Below are 14,815 nucleotides of genomic sequence, written 5' to 3'. Positions count from 1 at the left end.
GTCCTCTCTTTAGTTTAAACCTTACTTAGAGTAAAGCTCGACGATCAAGTGTTCGTTAATGTCAGCAGATAGATCTGAACGCTCAGGCATACGCTTGAATGTACCTTCCATCTTGCCAGCATCTACTTCAATCCAAGTTGGTTTTTCGCGTTGTTCAGCAACTTCTAGAGCCGCTTTAATACGAGCTTGCTGTTTAGCCTTCTCGCGGATAGAAACAACGTCGTTAGCCGTAATTTTGAATGAAGGAACGTTTACAACATTACCGTTAACTAGGATAGCTTTGTGGCTAACTAGCTGACGTGCTTCTGCGCGAGTTGCACCAAAGCCCATGCGGTAAACTACGTTATCTAGACGACCTTCAAGAAGCTGAAGTAGGTTTTCACCCGTGTTGCCTTTAAGGCGAGCTGCTTCTTTGTAGTAGTTACGGAATTGTTTTTCTAGAACGCCGTAGATACGACGAACTTTTTGCTTCTCACGAAGCTGAACGCCATACTCAGATAGACGACCGCGACGAGCGCCGTGTACACCTGGTGCGTTATCGATTTTACACTTGGTATCGATCGCGCGTACGCCTGACTTAAGGAATAAGTCTGTACCTTCGCGACGGCTAAGCTTCAGCTTAGGACCCAAATATCTTGCCATGATTCTTCTCCAATTATCCTAGAAACGTTATACGCGACGTTTCTTAGGTGGACGACAACCGTTATGAGGGATTGGTGTCGCGTCAACGATGTTCGTGATGCGGAAACCAGCAGCGTTCAGTGCACGAACAGTAGATTCGCGACCTGGACCTGGACCCTTAACCATAACTTCCAAGTTCTTTAGACCGTATTCTTTAGCCATTTCAGCACAACGCTCAGCAGCAACCTGTGCAGCGAACGGAGTAGACTTACGAGAACCACGGAAACCTGAACCACCTGCAGTTGCCCATGCAAGAGCGTTACCTTGACGGTCAGTAATGGTTACGATTGTGTTATTGAAAGAAGCATGGATGTGCGCAACGCCATCTGCAACTTGCTTGCGTACGCGCTTACGAGCGCGAGTTGGTTGTTTAGCCATTGTACTCTACCTTCCCGATTATTTCTTGATCGGCTTACGCGGACCCTTACGGGTGCGAGCGTTGGTTTTAGTACGCTGTCCACGTAGTGGTAGACTGCGACGATGACGAAGACCACGGTAACAGCCAAGGTCCATAAGACGCTTGATGTTCATTGATACTTCACGACGTAGATCACCTTCTACAGTGTACTTAGCTACACCATCACGCAGTTGATCGATCTGCTCTTCAGTTAGTTCACTGATCTTAACATCTTCAGCAATACCCACTTCAGCTAGGATAGCTTGAGAGCGAGTTTTACCGATGCCGTAGATCGCAGTTAGTGCGATTACAGCGTGTTTTTGATCAGGAATGTTAATGCCTGCTATACGGGCCATTATTCACTCCTAGTGTTTCTTAAAAAGAATAGCCGCAGCAAAGCCCGTTATGGATACGCTGCGGAGTGCTACTTCTTTTGCACGCAAAAGGTAGGCCGAGGAATATACTCGACCATACCTTATATTTCAAGTAAAAATTTCTGCTTAATTAGCCTTGGCGCTGTTTGTGCTTTGGCTCACTGCTACAGATAACACGCACAACACCGTTGCGCTTGATAACTTTACAGTTACGGCAGATTTTTTTAACGGAAGCACGAACTTTCATTGCTAAACTCCGTAGATGAAATCTGAGACAATCGCCGAATTAACGGCCAACGCCTTTCAGATTTGCTTTCTTCAACACAGAATCATACTGTTGTGACATCAGATGAGTCTGTACCTGTGCCATAAAGTCCATAATTACTACCACTACGATAAGTAGTGAAGTACCGCCGAAGTAGAAACGTACGTTCCACGCGACCATCATGAACTCGGGAATCAGACAGATAAAGGTAATATATAGAGCACCTGCAAGGGTAAGTCTAGTCATTACTTTATCAATATATTTCGCTGTCTGCTCACCTGGGCGGATGCCGGGTACGAATGCACCAGACTTCTTCAAGTTATCTGCTGTTTCACGCGGATTGAAAACAAGAGCCGTGTAGAAGAAACAGAAGAAAATAATCGCTGCTGCATAAAGCATTACATACAACGGTTGACCTGGGCTAAGAGCCAATGACACGTCAGTTAACCAACCGAACGCGCTGCTCTCACCATTCTGACCAAACCACTGAGCCAGTGTTCCTGGGAACAGGATAATGCTTGAAGCAAAGATTGCTGGAATAACACCTGCCATGTTGATTTTCAACGGTAGGTGTGTGCTTTGTGCAGCGAAAACCTTACGGCCTTGTTGACGTTTAGCGTAGTTAACAACGATGCGACGTTGACCACGTTCCATAAACACAACAAAGTAAATCACTGCGAAAGCAAGTACAGCAATCAACAACAGAAGAAGTACGTGCAGTTCACCTTGACGCGCTTGCTCGATTGTTTGACCGATTGCAGAAGGCAATCCAGCAACAATACCTGCAAAAATTAGAATGGAAATACCATTACCAATTCCACGCTCTGTAATTTGTTCACCTAACCACATTAGGAACATGGTACCAGTTACTAAACTTACGGTTGCAATTAGCGTAAACATGGTTTGGTTGATAACAACCAGATTATTGACCATGTTTGGAAGGCCAGTTGCGATACCTATTGCCTGGAATGTTGCAAGTACAAGCGTACCATAACGCGTATATTGGCTAATCTTACGACGCCCTGCCTCACCCTCTTTCTTGAGTTCGGCTAACGCTGGATGAACTACCGTTAGCAACTGGACAACAATCGACGCCGAAATATACGGCATGATGCCCAGTGCTAAAATAGATGCACGCTCTAATGCACCACCGGAGAACATGTTAAACATTTCTACGATGGTACCTTTTTGCTGTTCGAACAAATCGGCAAGTACAGCTGCGTCAATACCAGGGATCGGCACAAAAGAGCCGGCACGGAACACTAAAAGTGCGCCTATAACGAATAAAAGTCTAGACTTAAGTTCGTTTAAGCCATTCTTTGCACTACTAAAATCTTGTCCTGGTTTCTTAGCCATCTGTACCTCATCCCTCGAGATTATTCCTCGATTTTACCGCCTGCAGCTTCGATTGCAGCTTTAGCGCCTTTAGTCACGCGTAGACCTTTAACAGTCACAGCTTTGTCGATTTCACCTGAAAGAACAACTTTAACAAATTCGATGTTCTTAGTGATAACGTTAGCTGCTTTAAGGCTGTTTAGGTCAACAACGTCACCAGTTACTTTCGCTAGCTCAGCTAGACGAACTTCAGCAGACACTAGGCTCTTACGAGAAGTGAAACCGAATTTTGGTAGACGCTGTTTCAAAGGCATTTGACCGCCTTCAAAACCTGGACGAACACTGCCGCCAGAACGTGATTTTTGACCTTTGTGACCACGGCCACCAGTTTTACCTAGGCCAGAACCGATACCACGACCTACGCGCTTCTTAGAAGGCTTAGAACCCGCAGCCGGTGATAGAGTATTCAAACGCATTCTGATTACTCCTCAACTTTAACCATGTAGTAAACCTTGTTGATCATACCGCGAACGCACGGAGTATCTTCAAGTTCTACTGTGTGGTTGATTTTACGAAGGCCAAGACCTTTAAGACACGCTTTGTGCTTAGGTAGGCGACCAATTGAGCTCTTAGTTTGAGTTACTTTGATAGTTGCCATGGTGTTCTTACTCCGAAATAGATTCAACAGTTAGACCACGTTTAGCAGCAACCATTTCTGGTGACTTCATGCTACCTAGAGCGTCGATCGTTGCACGAACGATGTTGATAGGGTTCGTAGAACCGTATGCTTTAGATAGTACGTTGTGTACACCTGCAACTTCTAGTACTGCACGCATCGCACCACCTGCGATAACACCCGTACCTTCTGCTGCTGGCTGCATGTAAACTTTAGAGCCAGAGTGGCGACCTTTCACCGGGTGGTGAAGAGTGCCTTCGTTAAGCGCGATCGTAGTCATGTTACGACGTGCTTTTTCCATTGCTTTTTGAATCGCAGCAGGTACTTCACGAGCTTTGCCGTAACCGAAACCTACGCGACCATTACCGTCACCAACTACTGTTAGTGCAGTGAAGCTCATGATTCGACCACCTTTAACCGTCTTAGAAACACGGTTAACGGCGATTAGCTTTTCTTGCAAATCACTAGCTTGTTGTTGTTCTTTAGCCATCTTCCAACCCTACCTTAGAATTTCAGACCAGCTTCGCGAGCAGATTCTGCTAGCGCCGCTACTCGACCGTGGTATTGGAAACCAGAACGATCGAATGCAACAGCAGATACGCCTTTTTCAAGAGCGCGCTCAGCAACAGCTTTACCAACTGCTTTAGCTGCATCGATGTTACCAGTACTCTTAACTTCTTCACGAATCGCTTTTTCAACAGTTGAAGCGGCTGCGATAACTTCAGAGCCGTTCGCTGCGATTACTTGAGCGTAAACGTGACGAGGAGTACGGTGTACTACTAGGCGAGTTGCACCCAGTTCTGCAATCTTACGACGTGCACGTGTAGCACGACGGATGCGAGATGCTTTCTTATCCATAGTGTTACCTTACTTCTTCTTAGCTTCTTTAGTACGCACATTTTCATCTGCGTAACGAACACCTTTGCCTTTGTATGGCTCAGGCTCACGGTAAGAACGAATGTCAGCTGCAACTTGACCAACTAGTTGCTTATCACAACCAGTAATGATGATCTCAGTTTGGCTAGGACACTCAGCTTTAATACCCGCTGGCAACTCGTGCTCAACTGGGTGAGAGAAGCCAAGTGTTAGGCCTACAGCGTTGCCTTTGATAGCAGCACGGTAACCAACACCTTTAAGAGTTAGCTTCTTAGTAAAGCCTTCAGTAACACCAACAACCATGTTGTTAACTAGTGCACGTGCAGTACCTGCTTGTGCCCATGCGTTAGCAACACCGTCGCGAGGACCGAATGTAAGGTTGCTCTCTTCTTGAGCGATAACTACTGCGTTGTTTAGAACGCGAGTAAGTTCACCTTTAGCGCCTTTAACAGTAACTTCTTGGCCGTTTAGTTTCACCTCTACGCCAGCTGGAATAGCGACAGGTGCTTTAGCAACACGAGACATAATCTACTCCTATTAAGCTACGTAACAGATGATTTCACCGCCAAGACCTGCTTTACGTGCAGCGCGGTCTGACATCAGACCCTTGGAAGTAGAAACAACAGCAATACCCAAACCGCCCATCACAGTTGGTAGCGAGTCTTTGTTTTTGTAGACACGCAGACCAGGACGTGAAACACGTTTGATTTGCTCAATTACTGGTTTTGCTTGGAAGTACTTAAGTGTAACTTCTAGCACTGGTTTTGCTTCGCCTTCAACAGCGAAGTCAACGATGTAACCTTCAGCTTTCAGTAGTGCAGCGATTGCAACTTTAAGCTTTGAAGAAGGCATTTTTACAGCAACTTTGTTTGCTGCCTGACCGTTACGAACGCGGGTCAGCATATCCGAAATCGGATCTTGCATGCTCATAAGATTTACTCCAAATGATTAAGTGGCAATTACCAGCTAGCCTTACGAAGTCCAGGAATCTCGCCTTTCATGCAAGCTTCGCGAACTTTGATACGGCTTAGACCGAACTTACGTAGGTAACCGTGTGGGCGACCAGTTTGGTTGCAACGGTTGCGCTGACGTGAAGCACTTGAATCACGTGGAAGAGCTTGCAGTTTAAGTACTGCGTTCCAACGATCTTCTTCAGATGCGTTTACATCGCTGATGATAGCTTTTAGAGCTGAGCGCTTTTCAGCAAACTTAGCTACTAGCTTCGCGCGTTTAGTTTCGCGCGCTTTCATTGATTGTTTAGCCATAACAGTAACCCTTCACCTTACTTACGGAATGGGAAGTTAAAGGCAGCCAGCAGAGCTCGGCCTTCCTCATCGTTTGCAGCAGACGTCGTAATAGTGATGTCTAGGCCACGAACACGGTCTACTTTATCGTAGTCGATTTCCGGGAAGATGATTTGCTCGCGAACGCCCATGCTGTAGTTACCGCGTCCGTCAAAAGACTTAGCGCTAACGCCACGGAAGTCACGTACACGTGGAAGTGCGATAGAGATTAAACGCTCTAAAAATTCCCACATACGTTCGCCACGCAAGGTTACTTTACAACCAATTGGGTAGCCTTCACGAATTTTGAAACCTGCAACAGATTTACGCGCTTTAGTGATAAGAGGCTTTTGACCAGAGATCGTTGCCATATCAGCTGCTGCGTTTTCTAGCAGTTTCTTATCGTTGATTGCTTCACCAACGCCCATGTTTAGGGTGATTTTCTCAATCCTAGGGACTTGCATGACGCTTGAGTAGTTGAATTGTTTGGTCAATTCAGCAACTACAGACGACTTGTAGTAATCATGCAGTTTCGCCATAGTAGAACTCCAAATTACTTTCTATTAGTTAGAAACAGTTTCGCCGTTAGACTTGAAGAAACGAACTTTCTTGCCATCTTCGATACGGAAACCGATGCGGTCAGCTTTACCAGTAGCCGCGTTAAAGATTGCAACGTTAGAAGCGTCAATTGCTGCTTCTTGCTCAACGATGCCACCTTGTTGACCTAGAGCCGGTTGAGGCTTTTGGTGCTTCTTAACAAGGTTGATACCTTCAACGATAACTTTACCAGTTGCTAGAACCTTAGTTACTTTACCTTTCTTGCCTTTATCTTTACCAGCAAGAACGATTACTTCGTCATTACGACGGATTTTAGCTGCCATTTTATAGCTCCTTACAGTACTTCAGGTGCTAGTGAAACAATTTTCATGAATTTCGCGTTACGAAGTTCACGAGTCACTGGACCAAAGATACGTGTGCCGACTGGTTGCTCAGTAGTGTCGTTCAACAATACACAAGCATTACGGTCGAAGCGAATGACAGAACCGTCTGGACGACGTACGCCTTTACGGGTGCGAACTACTACCGCCTTCAGAACATCACCTTTTTTAACTTTACCGCGAGGAATTGCTTCTTTCACAGTAACTTTGATGATGTCGCCGATGTGTGCGTAACGACGGTGTGAGCCACCCAGAACCTTAATACACATTACCTTGCGCGCGCCAGAGTTATCTGCTGCGTCAAGTGTACTTTGCATTTGGATCATTGTTAGTGCTCCGCTAAATATTAAAAACTAGACCCTCTCGGGTCGGGCTGCCTCTTTAAAGGGACGCGAATTGTACCACCCTTTTTTGTGATTGGGTAGACAAAAAATAAGCGGCCCCAAAAATAATTTGGAGCCGCTTGATTTCGCTAGAGAAAAACGATTAAATTTTCGCTTTTTCTACGATGCTTACCAAAGTCCAAGACTTAGTCTTAGACAGTGGACGGCACTCACGAACTTCAACAGTGTCGCCAATGCCACACTCGTTGTTTTCGTCATGTGCGTGTAGTTTAGTCGTACGCTTTACGAATTTACCGTAAATTGGGTGTTTAACCATGCGTTCGATTGCAACAACAATAGACTTGTCGCCTTTGTTGCTAATTACACGACCTAGTTGAGTACGGATTTGTTCGCTCATTATGCGCCTGCCTTCTCAGTCAAAACAGTTTTCACACGTGCGATATCACGGCGTACAGCTTTTAGAGTATGAGTTTGCTGAAGCTGACCAGTTGCAGCTTGCATGCGCAAGTTGAACTGTTCACGTAGCAAATTCAAAAGCTCAGCGTTAAGCTCTTCAACGTTTTTTTCGCGTAGATCTTGTGCTTTCATCACATCACCTGCTTAGTTACAAATGTAGTTTTGAACGGCAGTTTGCGAGCCGCTAGGCGGAACGCTTCACGTGCCAACTCTTCAGGTACACCGTCCATTTCGTACATAACCTTACCAGGTTGGATTTGGGCTACCCAGTACTCAACGTTACCTTTACCCTTACCTTGACGAACTTCTAGTGGTTTTTCTGTGATAGGCTTGTCTGGGAATACACGAATCCAGATTTTACCTTGACGCTTAACGTGACGCGTCATTGCACGACGAGCCGCTTCGATCTGACGAGCAGTAAGACGACCACGACCAACAGCCTTAAGACCGAATGTGCCGAAGCTTACGTCTGTACCTTTAGCTAGACCACGGTTGCGACCAGTCTGAACCTTACGGAACTTAGTACGTTTAGGTTGTAGCATCTGTCGACTCCTTACTTACGGCCTTTGCGCTGCTTCTTAGGCTTGTCGCCTTTTGGCTCTACAGCGTTAGCTGCTGGCATACCGCCTAGAATCTCACCTTTGAAGATCCAAACTTTAATGCCGATCACACCGTATTGAGTGTGAGCCGAAGAAGTTGCGTAATCAATGTCAGCACGTAGAGTGTGTAGAGGCACACGGCCTTCACGGTACCACTCAGAACGTGCGATTTCAGCGCCGCCTAGACGACCACTTACTTCCACTTTGATACCTTTAGCGCCAAGACGCATAGCATTTTGTACCGCACGCTTCATAGCACGACGGAACATAACACGACGCTCAAGTTGAGACGCGATGCTATCAGCCACAAGTTGGCCGTCTAGCTCAGGCTTACGTACTTCAGCGATGTTAATTTGCGCTGGTACACCTGCGATTTTAGCTACAGCTGCGCGTAGCTTCTCAACGTCTTCGCCTTTCTTACCGATAACAACGCCAGGACGAGCAGTGTGAATAGTCACACGGATGCTCTTAGCTGGACGCTCGATAACGATACGTGAAAGAGACGCTTTTGCTAGTTCCTTAGTAAGGAACTGACGTACCTTGAAGTCGCCGTCTAGGTTGTCAGCGAAATCTTTGGTGTTAGCAAACCATGTAGCATTCCAAGGCTTAACGATGCCAAGACGAATACCATTAGGATGTACTTTCTGACCCATTGCTTATCTCCTAGTCTTAAGCGTCTGCAACAACAACAGTGATGTGGCAAGAACGCTTCAAGATACGGTCGGCACGGCCTTTAGCACGAGGCATAATACGCTTCATGATAGGGCCTTCATCTACGAAGATTTTTGCGACTGAAAGATCGTCGATATCTGCACCTTCGTTGTGTTCCGCATTCGCGATTGCTGATTCAAGAACTTTCTTAACTAGTTCAGCAGCTTTTTTGTTGCTGAAAGTTAGTAGTTCAAGAGCTTGATCCACGCTTTTACCGCGGATTTGGTCTGCAACTAAGCGAGCTTTCTGAGGAGAAATACGAGCAAAGTTATGTTTAGCGATAGCTTCCATCATCTACTCCTTATTTCTTCTTAGCTTTCTTATCCGCAGCGTGGCCGCGGTAAGTGCGAGTTGGTGCAAATTCACCCAGTTTGTGACCGATCATTTCTTCGGTAACGAAAACTGGTACGTGCTGACGACCATTATGGACAGCGATGGTCAAACCAATCATTGATGGGATGATCATTGAACGACGGGACCAAGTCTTAACAGGCTTTTTGTCTCCGCTTTCCACCGCTTTCTCTACCTTCTTCAGCAAGTGTAGGTCAATAAAAGGACCTTTCTTGAGAGAACGTGGCATGGCGATTCCTCTTTATAGATTACTTGTTACGACGACGTACGATGTACTTGTCAGTGCGCTTGTTCTTACGAGTCTTAAAGCCTTTAGTTGGCTGACCCCAAGGAGATACTGGGTGACGACCACCAGAAGTACGGCCTTCACCACCACCGTGTGGGTGGTCTACCGGGTTCATTACCACACCGCGAACGGTTGGACGAACACCGCGCCAGCGGCTAGCACCAGCTTTACCTAGTTCACGTAGCATGTGCTCAGCATTACCAACTTCACCGATTGTTGCACGGCCTTCTGATAGTACTTTGCGCATTTCGCCAGAACGTAGGCGTAGAGTTACATATGCACCATCGCGAGCGATGATTTGTGCGTATGCACCTGCAGAACGAGCAATTTGTGCACCTTTACCAGGCTTAAGTTCAACACAGTGTACTGTAGAACCTACTGGGATGTTGCGCATCGGCAGAGTGTTACCTGCTTTGATAGGCGCATCAACACCAGACTGGATAGAGTCACCCGCTTGGATGCCTTTTGGTGCAATGATGTAGCGGCGCTCACCGTCTGCGTACAGAACTAGAGCGATGTTTGCGCTACGGTTTGGATCGTATTCTAGGCGCTCAACTTTCGCTGGGATGCCATCTTTAGTACGTTTGAAGTCAACCAAACGGTAGTGATGTTTGTGACCACCACCAATGTGACGTACTGTGATACGACCGTTGTTGTTACGACCACCGTTCTTAGAGTTTTTCTCTAGAAGTGGAGCGTAAGGCTTACCTTTGTGAAGGTCAGCGTTAACAACTTTAACTACGTGACGACGACCAGGGGAAGTCGGCTTACATTTAACAATAGCCATTGTTTAACTCTCCTGTTATTCCGCACCGCCAACGAAGTCAAGATCTTGACCTTCCGCCAGAGTCACATACGCCTTCTTAACGTCGCTGCGGCGACCTTGACGTAGACCTTGACGTTTAGTCTTACCCTTAAGAACAAGAGTATTTACAGACTTAACTTCAACTTCAAATAGCTTTTCTACAGCTGCTTTGATCTCTTTCTTAGTTGCATCTTTAGCTACTTTGAAAACGATAGTGTTCGCTTTCTCAGCTGCCATAGTTGCTTTTTCAGAGATGTGCGGAGCACGTAGAACTTTTAGGATACGCTCTTCAGTGATCATGCTAGCATCTCCTCAACTTGTTTAACTGCAGCAGCAGTAATAACAACTTTGTCGAACGCGATTAGAGAAACTGGGTCAATACCAGCTACGTCACGTGCGTCAACTTTGTATAGGTTACGAGCAGCTAGGAATAGATTCTCATCTACTTCGCTAGTCACGATTAGCGCATCTGTTAGCTCAAGCTCTTTAAGCTTAGCTACAAGCTCTTTCGTTTTTGGAGCTTCTACAGAGAAGTTATCAACAACGATTAGACGCTCTTGACGAACTAGCTCAGAAAGAATGCTCTTCATAGCACCGCGGTACATTTTCTTGTTAACTTTTTGGCTGTGATCTTGTGGTTTCGCAGCAAAAGTAACACCACCTGTACGCCAGATTGGGCTACGAATTGTACCAGCACGTGCACGGCCAGTACCTTTTTGACGCCATGGCTTAGCGCCACCGCCAGATACTTCAGAACGAGTCTTTTGAGCGCGAGTACCTTGACGAGCACCTGCTGCATAAGCAACAACTACTTGGTGTACTAGAGCTTCGTTGAAGTCACGTCCGAAAGTAGTCTCGGAAACAGTTAGTGCATCAGCACCTTTAACCATCAATTCCATTACTTACTCCTAGACGTTAAGCTTTAATAGCTGGTTTAACGATCACGTTGCCGCCTGTTGAGCCTGGTACTGCACCTTTGATAAGAAGCAGATTGCGCTCAGCGTCAACACGTACGATCTCTAGGTTTTGAGTCGTTACACGCTCAGCACCCATGTGACCTGCCATTTTTTTGCCTTTAAATACGCGACCTGGAGTTTGGCACTGACCAATTGAACCCGGAGCACGGTGAGACAAAGAGTTACCGTGAGTAGCATCTTGAGTAGAGAAGTTCCAACGCTTAACTGCGCCTTGGAAACCTTTACCTTTAGAAGTACCAGTAACGTCTACTTTTTTAACGTCGTTGAATAGTTCTACGTTTAGCTCAGCGCCAACTTCGAACTCTTCGCCGTTTTCCAAACGGAATTCCCAAAGACCGCGACCTGCTTCAACACCTGCTTTCGCAAAGTGGCCAGCTTCTGGCTTAGAAACACGGCTAGCTTTCTTAGCACCTGCAGTTACCTGGATTGCTGCATAACCGTCAGTATCAAGTGTACGTACTTGAGTTACACGGTTCGCTTCAACCTCAACAACTGTTACAGGGATAGAAACGCCTTCTTCGGTAAAAATGCGGGTCATACCCACTTTACGTCCGACTAGACCAATCATTCTTCTAATCTCCCTTAACCTAGGCTGATTTGAACATCAACGCCAGCAGCAAGATCAAGACGCATTAGAGCGTCAACAGTTTTGTCTGTTGGCTCAACGATGTCGATCAAACGCTTGTGAGTACGGATTTCGTACTGGTCACGTGCATCTTTGTTGACGTGTGGAGAGATAAGAACAGTGAAACGCTCTTTACGAGTAGGTAGTGGAATTGGACCACGAACCTGTGCGCCGGTACGCTTAGCTGTTTCAACGATTTCCGCAGTCGACTGGTCGATTAGTTTATAATCGAAAGCCTTTAGGCGGATACGAATACGTTGGTTCTGCATGAGACAGAGCTCCAATAATTAATTATTACACAAACAATATCGCCACTCATACTCGCGAAGGCGAGAGAATGCCGATTGATTTATGTGAAACCGTAGCACTCTAATTGAGCGCATTGTCAGCTAATTTTCGATTAGCCTACTATCAAAGATAGCGGGTTAATTGTATTAACTGCGAACATAAGCTGAGTCTACGTTACTAAGTATTTTGCCGAGGCAAATTACTTACTCCTCTTTGCTCATTGGTTCACAACTGAACTAAGTCAGTGGGCGGTATTATACAGATCACAAAACGGGATGCAATAGGTGGGGGAAAAATATACGAATTTACTTTTAGGGTCTAGTTAAGGGTAACTAGACCCTCGATTATGGTGCCCTACTCTTCGTCGACAAACTGGGCTTGAAGATAGTTTTCTATCCCCACTTTCTCGATGAGTCCAAGCTGGGTTTCGAGCCAATCAACATGCTCTTCTTCATCTTCAAGAATATCTTGGAACAGATCTCGGGAGACGAAGTCACGACTGTCTTCCGCGTAAGCGATCGCATCTTTAAGATCAGGTATTGCCATCATTTCCAATTTCAAATCGCACTCTAGCATCTCTTTGGTGTCTTCACCCACCATGAGCTTACCTAAATCTTGCAAATTCGGGATGCCCTCAAGGAATAGAATCCGCTCAATCAAATGATCAGCGTGTTTCATTTCATCGATAGATTCGTGGTATTCCTTATCAGCTAGGTGCTTTAAGCCCCAGTCTTTGTACATTCTTGCGTGTAGGAAATATTGATTGATGGCAACCAGTTCGTTACCCAGAATTTTGTTGAGATGTTGAATGATGATTGGATCGCCTTTCATGACAAAGCCCTCCTCTTTGGCTCAGTATTAACTGTAGAACCAATTGGGGAGGTGTCAAAGTCACCTAGCGAAGGTTTAGGGTTAGCTTACTTTTGCAAACTGCATCGCCTGTGTTTCGCTTAAGATTTCTTTTGCTTGTTTAACGCACTTGCCACATTGAGAGCCAAGTGACGTGCACTTTCTGATGGTACGCATATCGGTGATGCCTTCTTCGATAGCGAGCTTACGCAATTTTTTATCAGAGATGCCATGGCATAAACAAACAAACATAATACAACCTTTCACAATTCACGCAGAAGAATATAAACGAGAATTGTTAGCGTTACCAGTGCTATTTATCTCTAAATTGACCTAACTAAGGTAAGTCCCTGAAGCGACATTAAATTTATTTTTCATATAAAAAAAGAGGAGCCTAAGCTCCTCTTTTCGCGTTTATTGCGATTATCAACTAAATATTAGTCGAAGATCTTAGCAACAACACCAGCACCTACTGTACGGCCACCTTCACGGATAGCGAAACGTAGACCTTCATCCATTGCGATTGGAGCGATTAGCTCAACTTTCATTTGGATGTTGTCGCCTGGCATTACCATTTCTACGCCTTCAGGTAGAGAGATGTCACCAGTTACGTCAGTTGTACGGAAGTAGAACTGTGGACGGTAGCCTTTGAAGAACGGAGTATGACGGCCGCCTTCGTCTTTAGAAAGTACGTATACTTCAGACTCGAACTTAGTGTGTGGGTTGATTGAGCCAGGAGCTGCAAGAACTTGACCACGTTCAACTTCGTCACGCTTAGTACCACGTAGAAGTGCACCAACGTTCTCACCAGCACGACCTTCGTCAAGAAGCTTACGGAACATCTCAACACCAGTACAAGTAGTAGTTGTAGTATCTTTGATACCAACGATTTCTACTTCGTCACCTACGCGTAGGATACCACGCTCGATACGACCAGTTACAACAGTACCACGACCTTGGATCGAGAATACGTCTTCGATTGGTAGTAGGAACGGTTGGTCTACTGCACGCTCTGGCTCTGGGATGTAAGAGTCTAGTGCTTCAGCAAGCTCAACGATTTTGTCTTCCCACTGCTTCTCGCCGTTTAGAGCGCCTAGTGCAGAACCTTGGATAACTGGTAGGTCATCACCTGGGAATTCGTACTCAGATAGAAGTTCACGAACTTCCATTTCTACTAGCTCTAGAAGCTCTTCATCGTCAACCATGTCACATTTGTTCATGAATACGATGATGTATGGGATACCAACCTGACGGCCTAGTAGGATGTGCTCACGAGTCTGAGGCATTGGGCCGTCAGTTGCAGCAACAACTAGGATACCACCGTCCATCTGTGCAGCACCAGTGATCATGTTCTTAACATAATCCGCGTGTCCTGGACAGTCTACGTGTGCGTAGTGACGAGTTGGAGTGTCGTACTCAACGTGAGAAGTTGCGATTGTGATACCGCGCTCACGCTCTTCTGGAGCGTTATCGATAGATGCGAAGTCTTTCGCTTCACCGCCGTACACTTTAGCTAGAGTAGTACAGATTGCAGCAGTTAGAGTTGTTTTACCGTGGTCAACGTGGCCGATAGTACCAACGTTAACGTGCGGTTTAGTACGTTCAAATTTTTCTTTAGACACGATCGTGTTCCTTCCTAGTTATGATTCGCCCCGAGAACGAATTTTGTCGGGGCGCGCCAGAATTTGCTATTTTATGC

At 45.9% G+C, this 14,815-nt stretch carries 29 protein-coding genes; all 29 read right to left on the bottom strand.

Annotation, left to right across the window (positions count from 1 at the left end):
• Nucleotides 1-21: 21 nt before the first annotated feature.
• The 29 genes from rpsD to tuf all read right to left on the bottom strand — a co-directional run bounded on the left by rpsD (nucleotide 22) and on the right by tuf (nucleotide 14,738).
• Nucleotides 22-642: a 30S ribosomal protein S4 gene (gene rpsD, locus AAA946_RS01745; RefSeq protein WP_042478689.1), complete on the bottom strand. Its 621-nt coding sequence runs from the start codon at nucleotides 640-642 to the stop codon at nucleotides 22-24.
• Nucleotides 643-669: 27 nt separating this feature from the next.
• Nucleotides 670-1,059, bottom strand: a complete 390-nt coding sequence (gene rpsK / locus AAA946_RS01740) for a 30S ribosomal protein S11 (RefSeq protein WP_001118870.1) — start codon at nucleotides 1,057-1,059, stop codon at nucleotides 670-672.
• Nucleotides 1,060-1,077: 18 nt separating this feature from the next.
• Nucleotides 1,078-1,434, bottom strand: a complete 357-nt coding sequence (rpsM, locus tag AAA946_RS01735; protein WP_005450559.1) for a 30S ribosomal protein S13 — start codon at nucleotides 1,432-1,434, stop codon at nucleotides 1,078-1,080.
• Between the two features lie 148 nt (nucleotides 1,435-1,582).
• Nucleotides 1,583-1,699, bottom strand: coding sequence for a 50S ribosomal protein L36 (gene rpmJ, locus AAA946_RS01730; protein WP_042478686.1), 117 nt, complete (start codon nucleotides 1,697-1,699; stop codon nucleotides 1,583-1,585).
• Between the two features lie 39 nt (nucleotides 1,700-1,738).
• A complete protein-coding gene (gene secY / locus AAA946_RS01725) occupies nucleotides 1,739-3,073 on the bottom strand; it encodes a preprotein translocase subunit SecY (protein ID WP_338163374.1) in 1,335 nt (444 codons plus the stop codon).
• Between the two features lie 20 nt (nucleotides 3,074-3,093).
• On the bottom strand, nucleotides 3,094-3,528 hold the full coding sequence (rplO, locus tag AAA946_RS01720) for a 50S ribosomal protein L15 (protein ID WP_112460405.1): 435 nt from the start codon (nucleotides 3,526-3,528) through the stop codon (nucleotides 3,094-3,096).
• Nucleotides 3,529-3,533: 5 nt separating this feature from the next.
• Entirely contained in the window at nucleotides 3,534-3,710 is a 177-nt protein-coding gene (rpmD, locus tag AAA946_RS01715) for a 50S ribosomal protein L30 (protein WP_004410429.1), read from the bottom strand.
• Between the two features lie 7 nt (nucleotides 3,711-3,717).
• Nucleotides 3,718-4,218: a 30S ribosomal protein S5 gene (gene rpsE / locus AAA946_RS01710; protein ID WP_042478682.1), complete on the bottom strand. Its 501-nt coding sequence runs from the start codon at nucleotides 4,216-4,218 to the stop codon at nucleotides 3,718-3,720.
• A 14-nt stretch (nucleotides 4,219-4,232) separates the two neighbouring features.
• Nucleotides 4,233-4,586 (bottom strand): 50S ribosomal protein L18, encoded by a 354-nt coding sequence (rplR, locus tag AAA946_RS01705; RefSeq protein ID WP_038228845.1) that lies wholly within the window; start codon nucleotides 4,584-4,586, stop codon nucleotides 4,233-4,235.
• Between the two features lie 9 nt (nucleotides 4,587-4,595).
• The gene (gene rplF, locus AAA946_RS01700) at nucleotides 4,596-5,129 is read right to left on the bottom strand and encodes a 50S ribosomal protein L6 (RefSeq protein WP_042502759.1); all 534 of its coding nucleotides are present in this window, start codon (nucleotides 5,127-5,129) and stop codon (nucleotides 4,596-4,598) included.
• Nucleotides 5,130-5,141: 12 nt separating this feature from the next.
• The gene (rpsH, locus tag AAA946_RS01695; protein ID WP_042502757.1) at nucleotides 5,142-5,534 is read right to left on the bottom strand and encodes a 30S ribosomal protein S8; all 393 of its coding nucleotides are present in this window, start codon (nucleotides 5,532-5,534) and stop codon (nucleotides 5,142-5,144) included.
• Between the two features lie 29 nt (nucleotides 5,535-5,563).
• Nucleotides 5,564-5,869: a 30S ribosomal protein S14 gene (rpsN, locus tag AAA946_RS01690; RefSeq protein WP_042502755.1), complete on the bottom strand. Its 306-nt coding sequence runs from the start codon at nucleotides 5,867-5,869 to the stop codon at nucleotides 5,564-5,566.
• 17 nt (nucleotides 5,870-5,886) lie between these two features.
• The gene (gene rplE, locus AAA946_RS01685) at nucleotides 5,887-6,426 is read right to left on the bottom strand and encodes a 50S ribosomal protein L5 (RefSeq protein ID WP_006075572.1); all 540 of its coding nucleotides are present in this window, start codon (nucleotides 6,424-6,426) and stop codon (nucleotides 5,887-5,889) included.
• 24 nt (nucleotides 6,427-6,450) lie between these two features.
• Entirely contained in the window at nucleotides 6,451-6,768 is a 318-nt protein-coding gene (rplX, locus tag AAA946_RS01680; RefSeq protein ID WP_042478676.1) for a 50S ribosomal protein L24, read from the bottom strand.
• A gap of 11 nt (nucleotides 6,769-6,779) precedes the next feature.
• Entirely contained in the window at nucleotides 6,780-7,151 is a 372-nt protein-coding gene (gene rplN / locus AAA946_RS01675; protein WP_006075569.1) for a 50S ribosomal protein L14, read from the bottom strand.
• Nucleotides 7,152-7,311: 160 nt separating this feature from the next.
• A complete protein-coding gene (gene rpsQ, locus AAA946_RS01670) occupies nucleotides 7,312-7,566 on the bottom strand; it encodes a 30S ribosomal protein S17 (RefSeq protein ID WP_042478674.1) in 255 nt (84 codons plus the stop codon).
• Complete coding sequence (rpmC, locus tag AAA946_RS01665) at nucleotides 7,566-7,757, bottom strand: 50S ribosomal protein L29 (protein ID WP_004736737.1); 192 nt, start codon at nucleotides 7,755-7,757, stop codon at nucleotides 7,566-7,568. The genes rpsQ and rpmC overlap by 1 nt, the downstream gene beginning before the upstream one ends.
• Nucleotides 7,757-8,167, bottom strand: coding sequence for a 50S ribosomal protein L16 (gene rplP, locus AAA946_RS01660; protein ID WP_006075723.1), 411 nt, complete (start codon nucleotides 8,165-8,167; stop codon nucleotides 7,757-7,759). Before rplP ends, rpmC begins: the two co-directional genes overlap by 1 nt.
• Before the next feature lie 11 nt (nucleotides 8,168-8,178).
• Complete coding sequence (rpsC, locus tag AAA946_RS01655) at nucleotides 8,179-8,877, bottom strand: 30S ribosomal protein S3 (protein ID WP_112481252.1); 699 nt, start codon at nucleotides 8,875-8,877, stop codon at nucleotides 8,179-8,181.
• Between the two features lie 16 nt (nucleotides 8,878-8,893).
• Nucleotides 8,894-9,226, bottom strand: a complete 333-nt coding sequence (rplV, locus tag AAA946_RS01650) for a 50S ribosomal protein L22 (RefSeq protein ID WP_042478670.1) — start codon at nucleotides 9,224-9,226, stop codon at nucleotides 8,894-8,896.
• 10 nt (nucleotides 9,227-9,236) lie between these two features.
• Complete coding sequence (gene rpsS / locus AAA946_RS01645; protein WP_031495622.1) at nucleotides 9,237-9,515, bottom strand: 30S ribosomal protein S19; 279 nt, start codon at nucleotides 9,513-9,515, stop codon at nucleotides 9,237-9,239.
• A gap of 19 nt (nucleotides 9,516-9,534) precedes the next feature.
• Nucleotides 9,535-10,359: a 50S ribosomal protein L2 gene (rplB, locus tag AAA946_RS01640; RefSeq protein WP_042478666.1), complete on the bottom strand. Its 825-nt coding sequence runs from the start codon at nucleotides 10,357-10,359 to the stop codon at nucleotides 9,535-9,537.
• Nucleotides 10,360-10,374: 15 nt separating this feature from the next.
• Nucleotides 10,375-10,677: a 50S ribosomal protein L23 gene (rplW, locus tag AAA946_RS01635; protein ID WP_042502749.1), complete on the bottom strand. Its 303-nt coding sequence runs from the start codon at nucleotides 10,675-10,677 to the stop codon at nucleotides 10,375-10,377.
• Nucleotides 10,674-11,276: a 50S ribosomal protein L4 gene (rplD, locus tag AAA946_RS01630; RefSeq protein ID WP_042478663.1), complete on the bottom strand. Its 603-nt coding sequence runs from the start codon at nucleotides 11,274-11,276 to the stop codon at nucleotides 10,674-10,676. The genes rplW and rplD overlap by 4 nt, the downstream gene beginning before the upstream one ends.
• 16 nt (nucleotides 11,277-11,292) lie before the next feature.
• A complete protein-coding gene (rplC, locus tag AAA946_RS01625; RefSeq protein ID WP_338163373.1) occupies nucleotides 11,293-11,922 on the bottom strand; it encodes a 50S ribosomal protein L3 in 630 nt (209 codons plus the stop codon).
• Nucleotides 11,923-11,936: 14 nt separating this feature from the next.
• A complete protein-coding gene (gene rpsJ, locus AAA946_RS01620) occupies nucleotides 11,937-12,248 on the bottom strand; it encodes a 30S ribosomal protein S10 (RefSeq protein WP_031495630.1) in 312 nt (103 codons plus the stop codon).
• 373 nt (nucleotides 12,249-12,621) lie between these two features.
• Entirely contained in the window at nucleotides 12,622-13,098 is a 477-nt protein-coding gene (gene bfr, locus AAA946_RS01615; RefSeq protein WP_112460407.1) for a bacterioferritin, read from the bottom strand.
• A gap of 81 nt (nucleotides 13,099-13,179) precedes the next feature.
• A complete protein-coding gene (locus tag AAA946_RS01610) occupies nucleotides 13,180-13,368 on the bottom strand; it encodes a (2Fe-2S)-binding protein (RefSeq protein ID WP_042502742.1) in 189 nt (62 codons plus the stop codon).
• Nucleotides 13,369-13,553: 185 nt separating this feature from the next.
• Complete coding sequence (tuf, locus tag AAA946_RS01605; protein ID WP_338163372.1) at nucleotides 13,554-14,738, bottom strand: elongation factor Tu; 1,185 nt, start codon at nucleotides 14,736-14,738, stop codon at nucleotides 13,554-13,556.
• Nucleotides 14,739-14,815 lie beyond the last annotated feature (77 nt).

This window comes from Vibrio sp. 10N, from assembly GCF_036245475.1.
Taxonomy (GTDB): domain Bacteria; phylum Pseudomonadota; class Gammaproteobacteria; order Enterobacterales; family Vibrionaceae; genus Vibrio.
The sequence above is the reverse complement of the archived record's forward strand: the minus strand, read 5'-3'. Positions and strand labels throughout refer to the sequence as shown.

What these genes read in the sequence shown, in the direction of transcription:
- rpsD (WP_042478689.1), bottom strand. Translation starts at nt 642, where the DNA reads ATGGCAAGATATTTGGGTCCTAAGCTGAAGCTTAGCCGTCGCGAAGGT.
- rpsK (WP_001118870.1), bottom strand. Translation starts at nt 1,059, where the DNA reads ATGGCTAAACAACCAACTCGCGCTCGTAAGCGCGTACGCAAGCAAGTT.
- rpsM (WP_005450559.1), bottom strand. Translation starts at nt 1,434, where the DNA reads ATGGCCCGTATAGCAGGCATTAACATTCCTGATCAAAAACACGCTGTA.
- rpmJ (WP_042478686.1), bottom strand. Translation starts at nt 1,699, where the DNA reads ATGAAAGTTCGTGCTTCCGTTAAAAAAATCTGCCGTAACTGTAAAGTT.
- secY (WP_338163374.1), bottom strand. Translation starts at nt 3,073, where the DNA reads ATGGCTAAGAAACCAGGACAAGATTTTAGTAGTGCAAAGAATGGCTTA.
- rplO (WP_112460405.1), bottom strand. Translation starts at nt 3,528, where the DNA reads ATGCGTTTGAATACTCTATCACCGGCTGCGGGTTCTAAGCCTTCTAAG.
- rpmD (WP_004410429.1), bottom strand. Translation starts at nt 3,710, where the DNA reads ATGGCAACTATCAAAGTAACTCAAACTAAGAGCTCAATTGGTCGCCTA.
- rpsE (WP_042478682.1), bottom strand. Translation starts at nt 4,218, where the DNA reads ATGGCTAAAGAACAACAACAAGCTAGTGATTTGCAAGAAAAGCTAATC.
- rplR (WP_038228845.1), bottom strand. Translation starts at nt 4,586, where the DNA reads ATGGATAAGAAAGCATCTCGCATCCGTCGTGCTACACGTGCACGTCGT.
- rplF (WP_042502759.1), bottom strand. Translation starts at nt 5,129, where the DNA reads ATGTCTCGTGTTGCTAAAGCACCTGTCGCTATTCCAGCTGGCGTAGAG.
- rpsH (WP_042502757.1), bottom strand. Translation starts at nt 5,534, where the DNA reads ATGAGCATGCAAGATCCGATTTCGGATATGCTGACCCGCGTTCGTAAC.
- rpsN (WP_042502755.1), bottom strand. Translation starts at nt 5,869, where the DNA reads ATGGCTAAACAATCAATGAAAGCGCGCGAAACTAAACGCGCGAAGCTA.
- rplE (WP_006075572.1), bottom strand. Translation starts at nt 6,426, where the DNA reads ATGGCGAAACTGCATGATTACTACAAGTCGTCTGTAGTTGCTGAATTG.
- rplX (WP_042478676.1), bottom strand. Translation starts at nt 6,768, where the DNA reads ATGGCAGCTAAAATCCGTCGTAATGACGAAGTAATCGTTCTTGCTGGT.
- rplN (WP_006075569.1), bottom strand. Translation starts at nt 7,151, where the DNA reads ATGATCCAAATGCAAAGTACACTTGACGCAGCAGATAACTCTGGCGCG.
- rpsQ (WP_042478674.1), bottom strand. Translation starts at nt 7,566, where the DNA reads ATGAGCGAACAAATCCGTACTCAACTAGGTCGTGTAATTAGCAACAAA.
- rpmC (WP_004736737.1), bottom strand. Translation starts at nt 7,757, where the DNA reads ATGAAAGCACAAGATCTACGCGAAAAAAACGTTGAAGAGCTTAACGCT.
- rplP (WP_006075723.1), bottom strand. Translation starts at nt 8,167, where the DNA reads ATGCTACAACCTAAACGTACTAAGTTCCGTAAGGTTCAGACTGGTCGC.
- rpsC (WP_112481252.1), bottom strand. Translation starts at nt 8,877, where the DNA reads ATGGGTCAGAAAGTACATCCTAATGGTATTCGTCTTGGCATCGTTAAG.
- rplV (WP_042478670.1), bottom strand. Translation starts at nt 9,226, where the DNA reads ATGGAAGCTATCGCTAAACATAACTTTGCTCGTATTTCTCCTCAGAAA.
- rpsS (WP_031495622.1), bottom strand. Translation starts at nt 9,515, where the DNA reads ATGCCACGTTCTCTCAAGAAAGGTCCTTTTATTGACCTACACTTGCTG.
- rplB (WP_042478666.1), bottom strand. Translation starts at nt 10,359, where the DNA reads ATGGCTATTGTTAAATGTAAGCCGACTTCCCCTGGTCGTCGTCACGTA.
- rplW (WP_042502749.1), bottom strand. Translation starts at nt 10,677, where the DNA reads ATGATCACTGAAGAGCGTATCCTAAAAGTTCTACGTGCTCCGCACATC.
- rplD (WP_042478663.1), bottom strand. Translation starts at nt 11,276, where the DNA reads ATGGAATTGATGGTTAAAGGTGCTGATGCACTAACTGTTTCCGAGACT.
- rplC (WP_338163373.1), bottom strand. Translation starts at nt 11,922, where the DNA reads ATGATTGGTCTAGTCGGACGTAAAGTGGGTATGACCCGCATTTTTACC.
- rpsJ (WP_031495630.1), bottom strand. Translation starts at nt 12,248, where the DNA reads ATGCAGAACCAACGTATTCGTATCCGCCTAAAGGCTTTCGATTATAAA.
- bfr (WP_112460407.1), bottom strand. Translation starts at nt 13,098, where the DNA reads ATGAAAGGCGATCCAATCATCATTCAACATCTCAACAAAATTCTGGGT.
- AAA946_RS01610 (WP_042502742.1), bottom strand. Translation starts at nt 13,368, where the DNA reads ATGTTTGTTTGTTTATGCCATGGCATCTCTGATAAAAAATTGCGTAAG.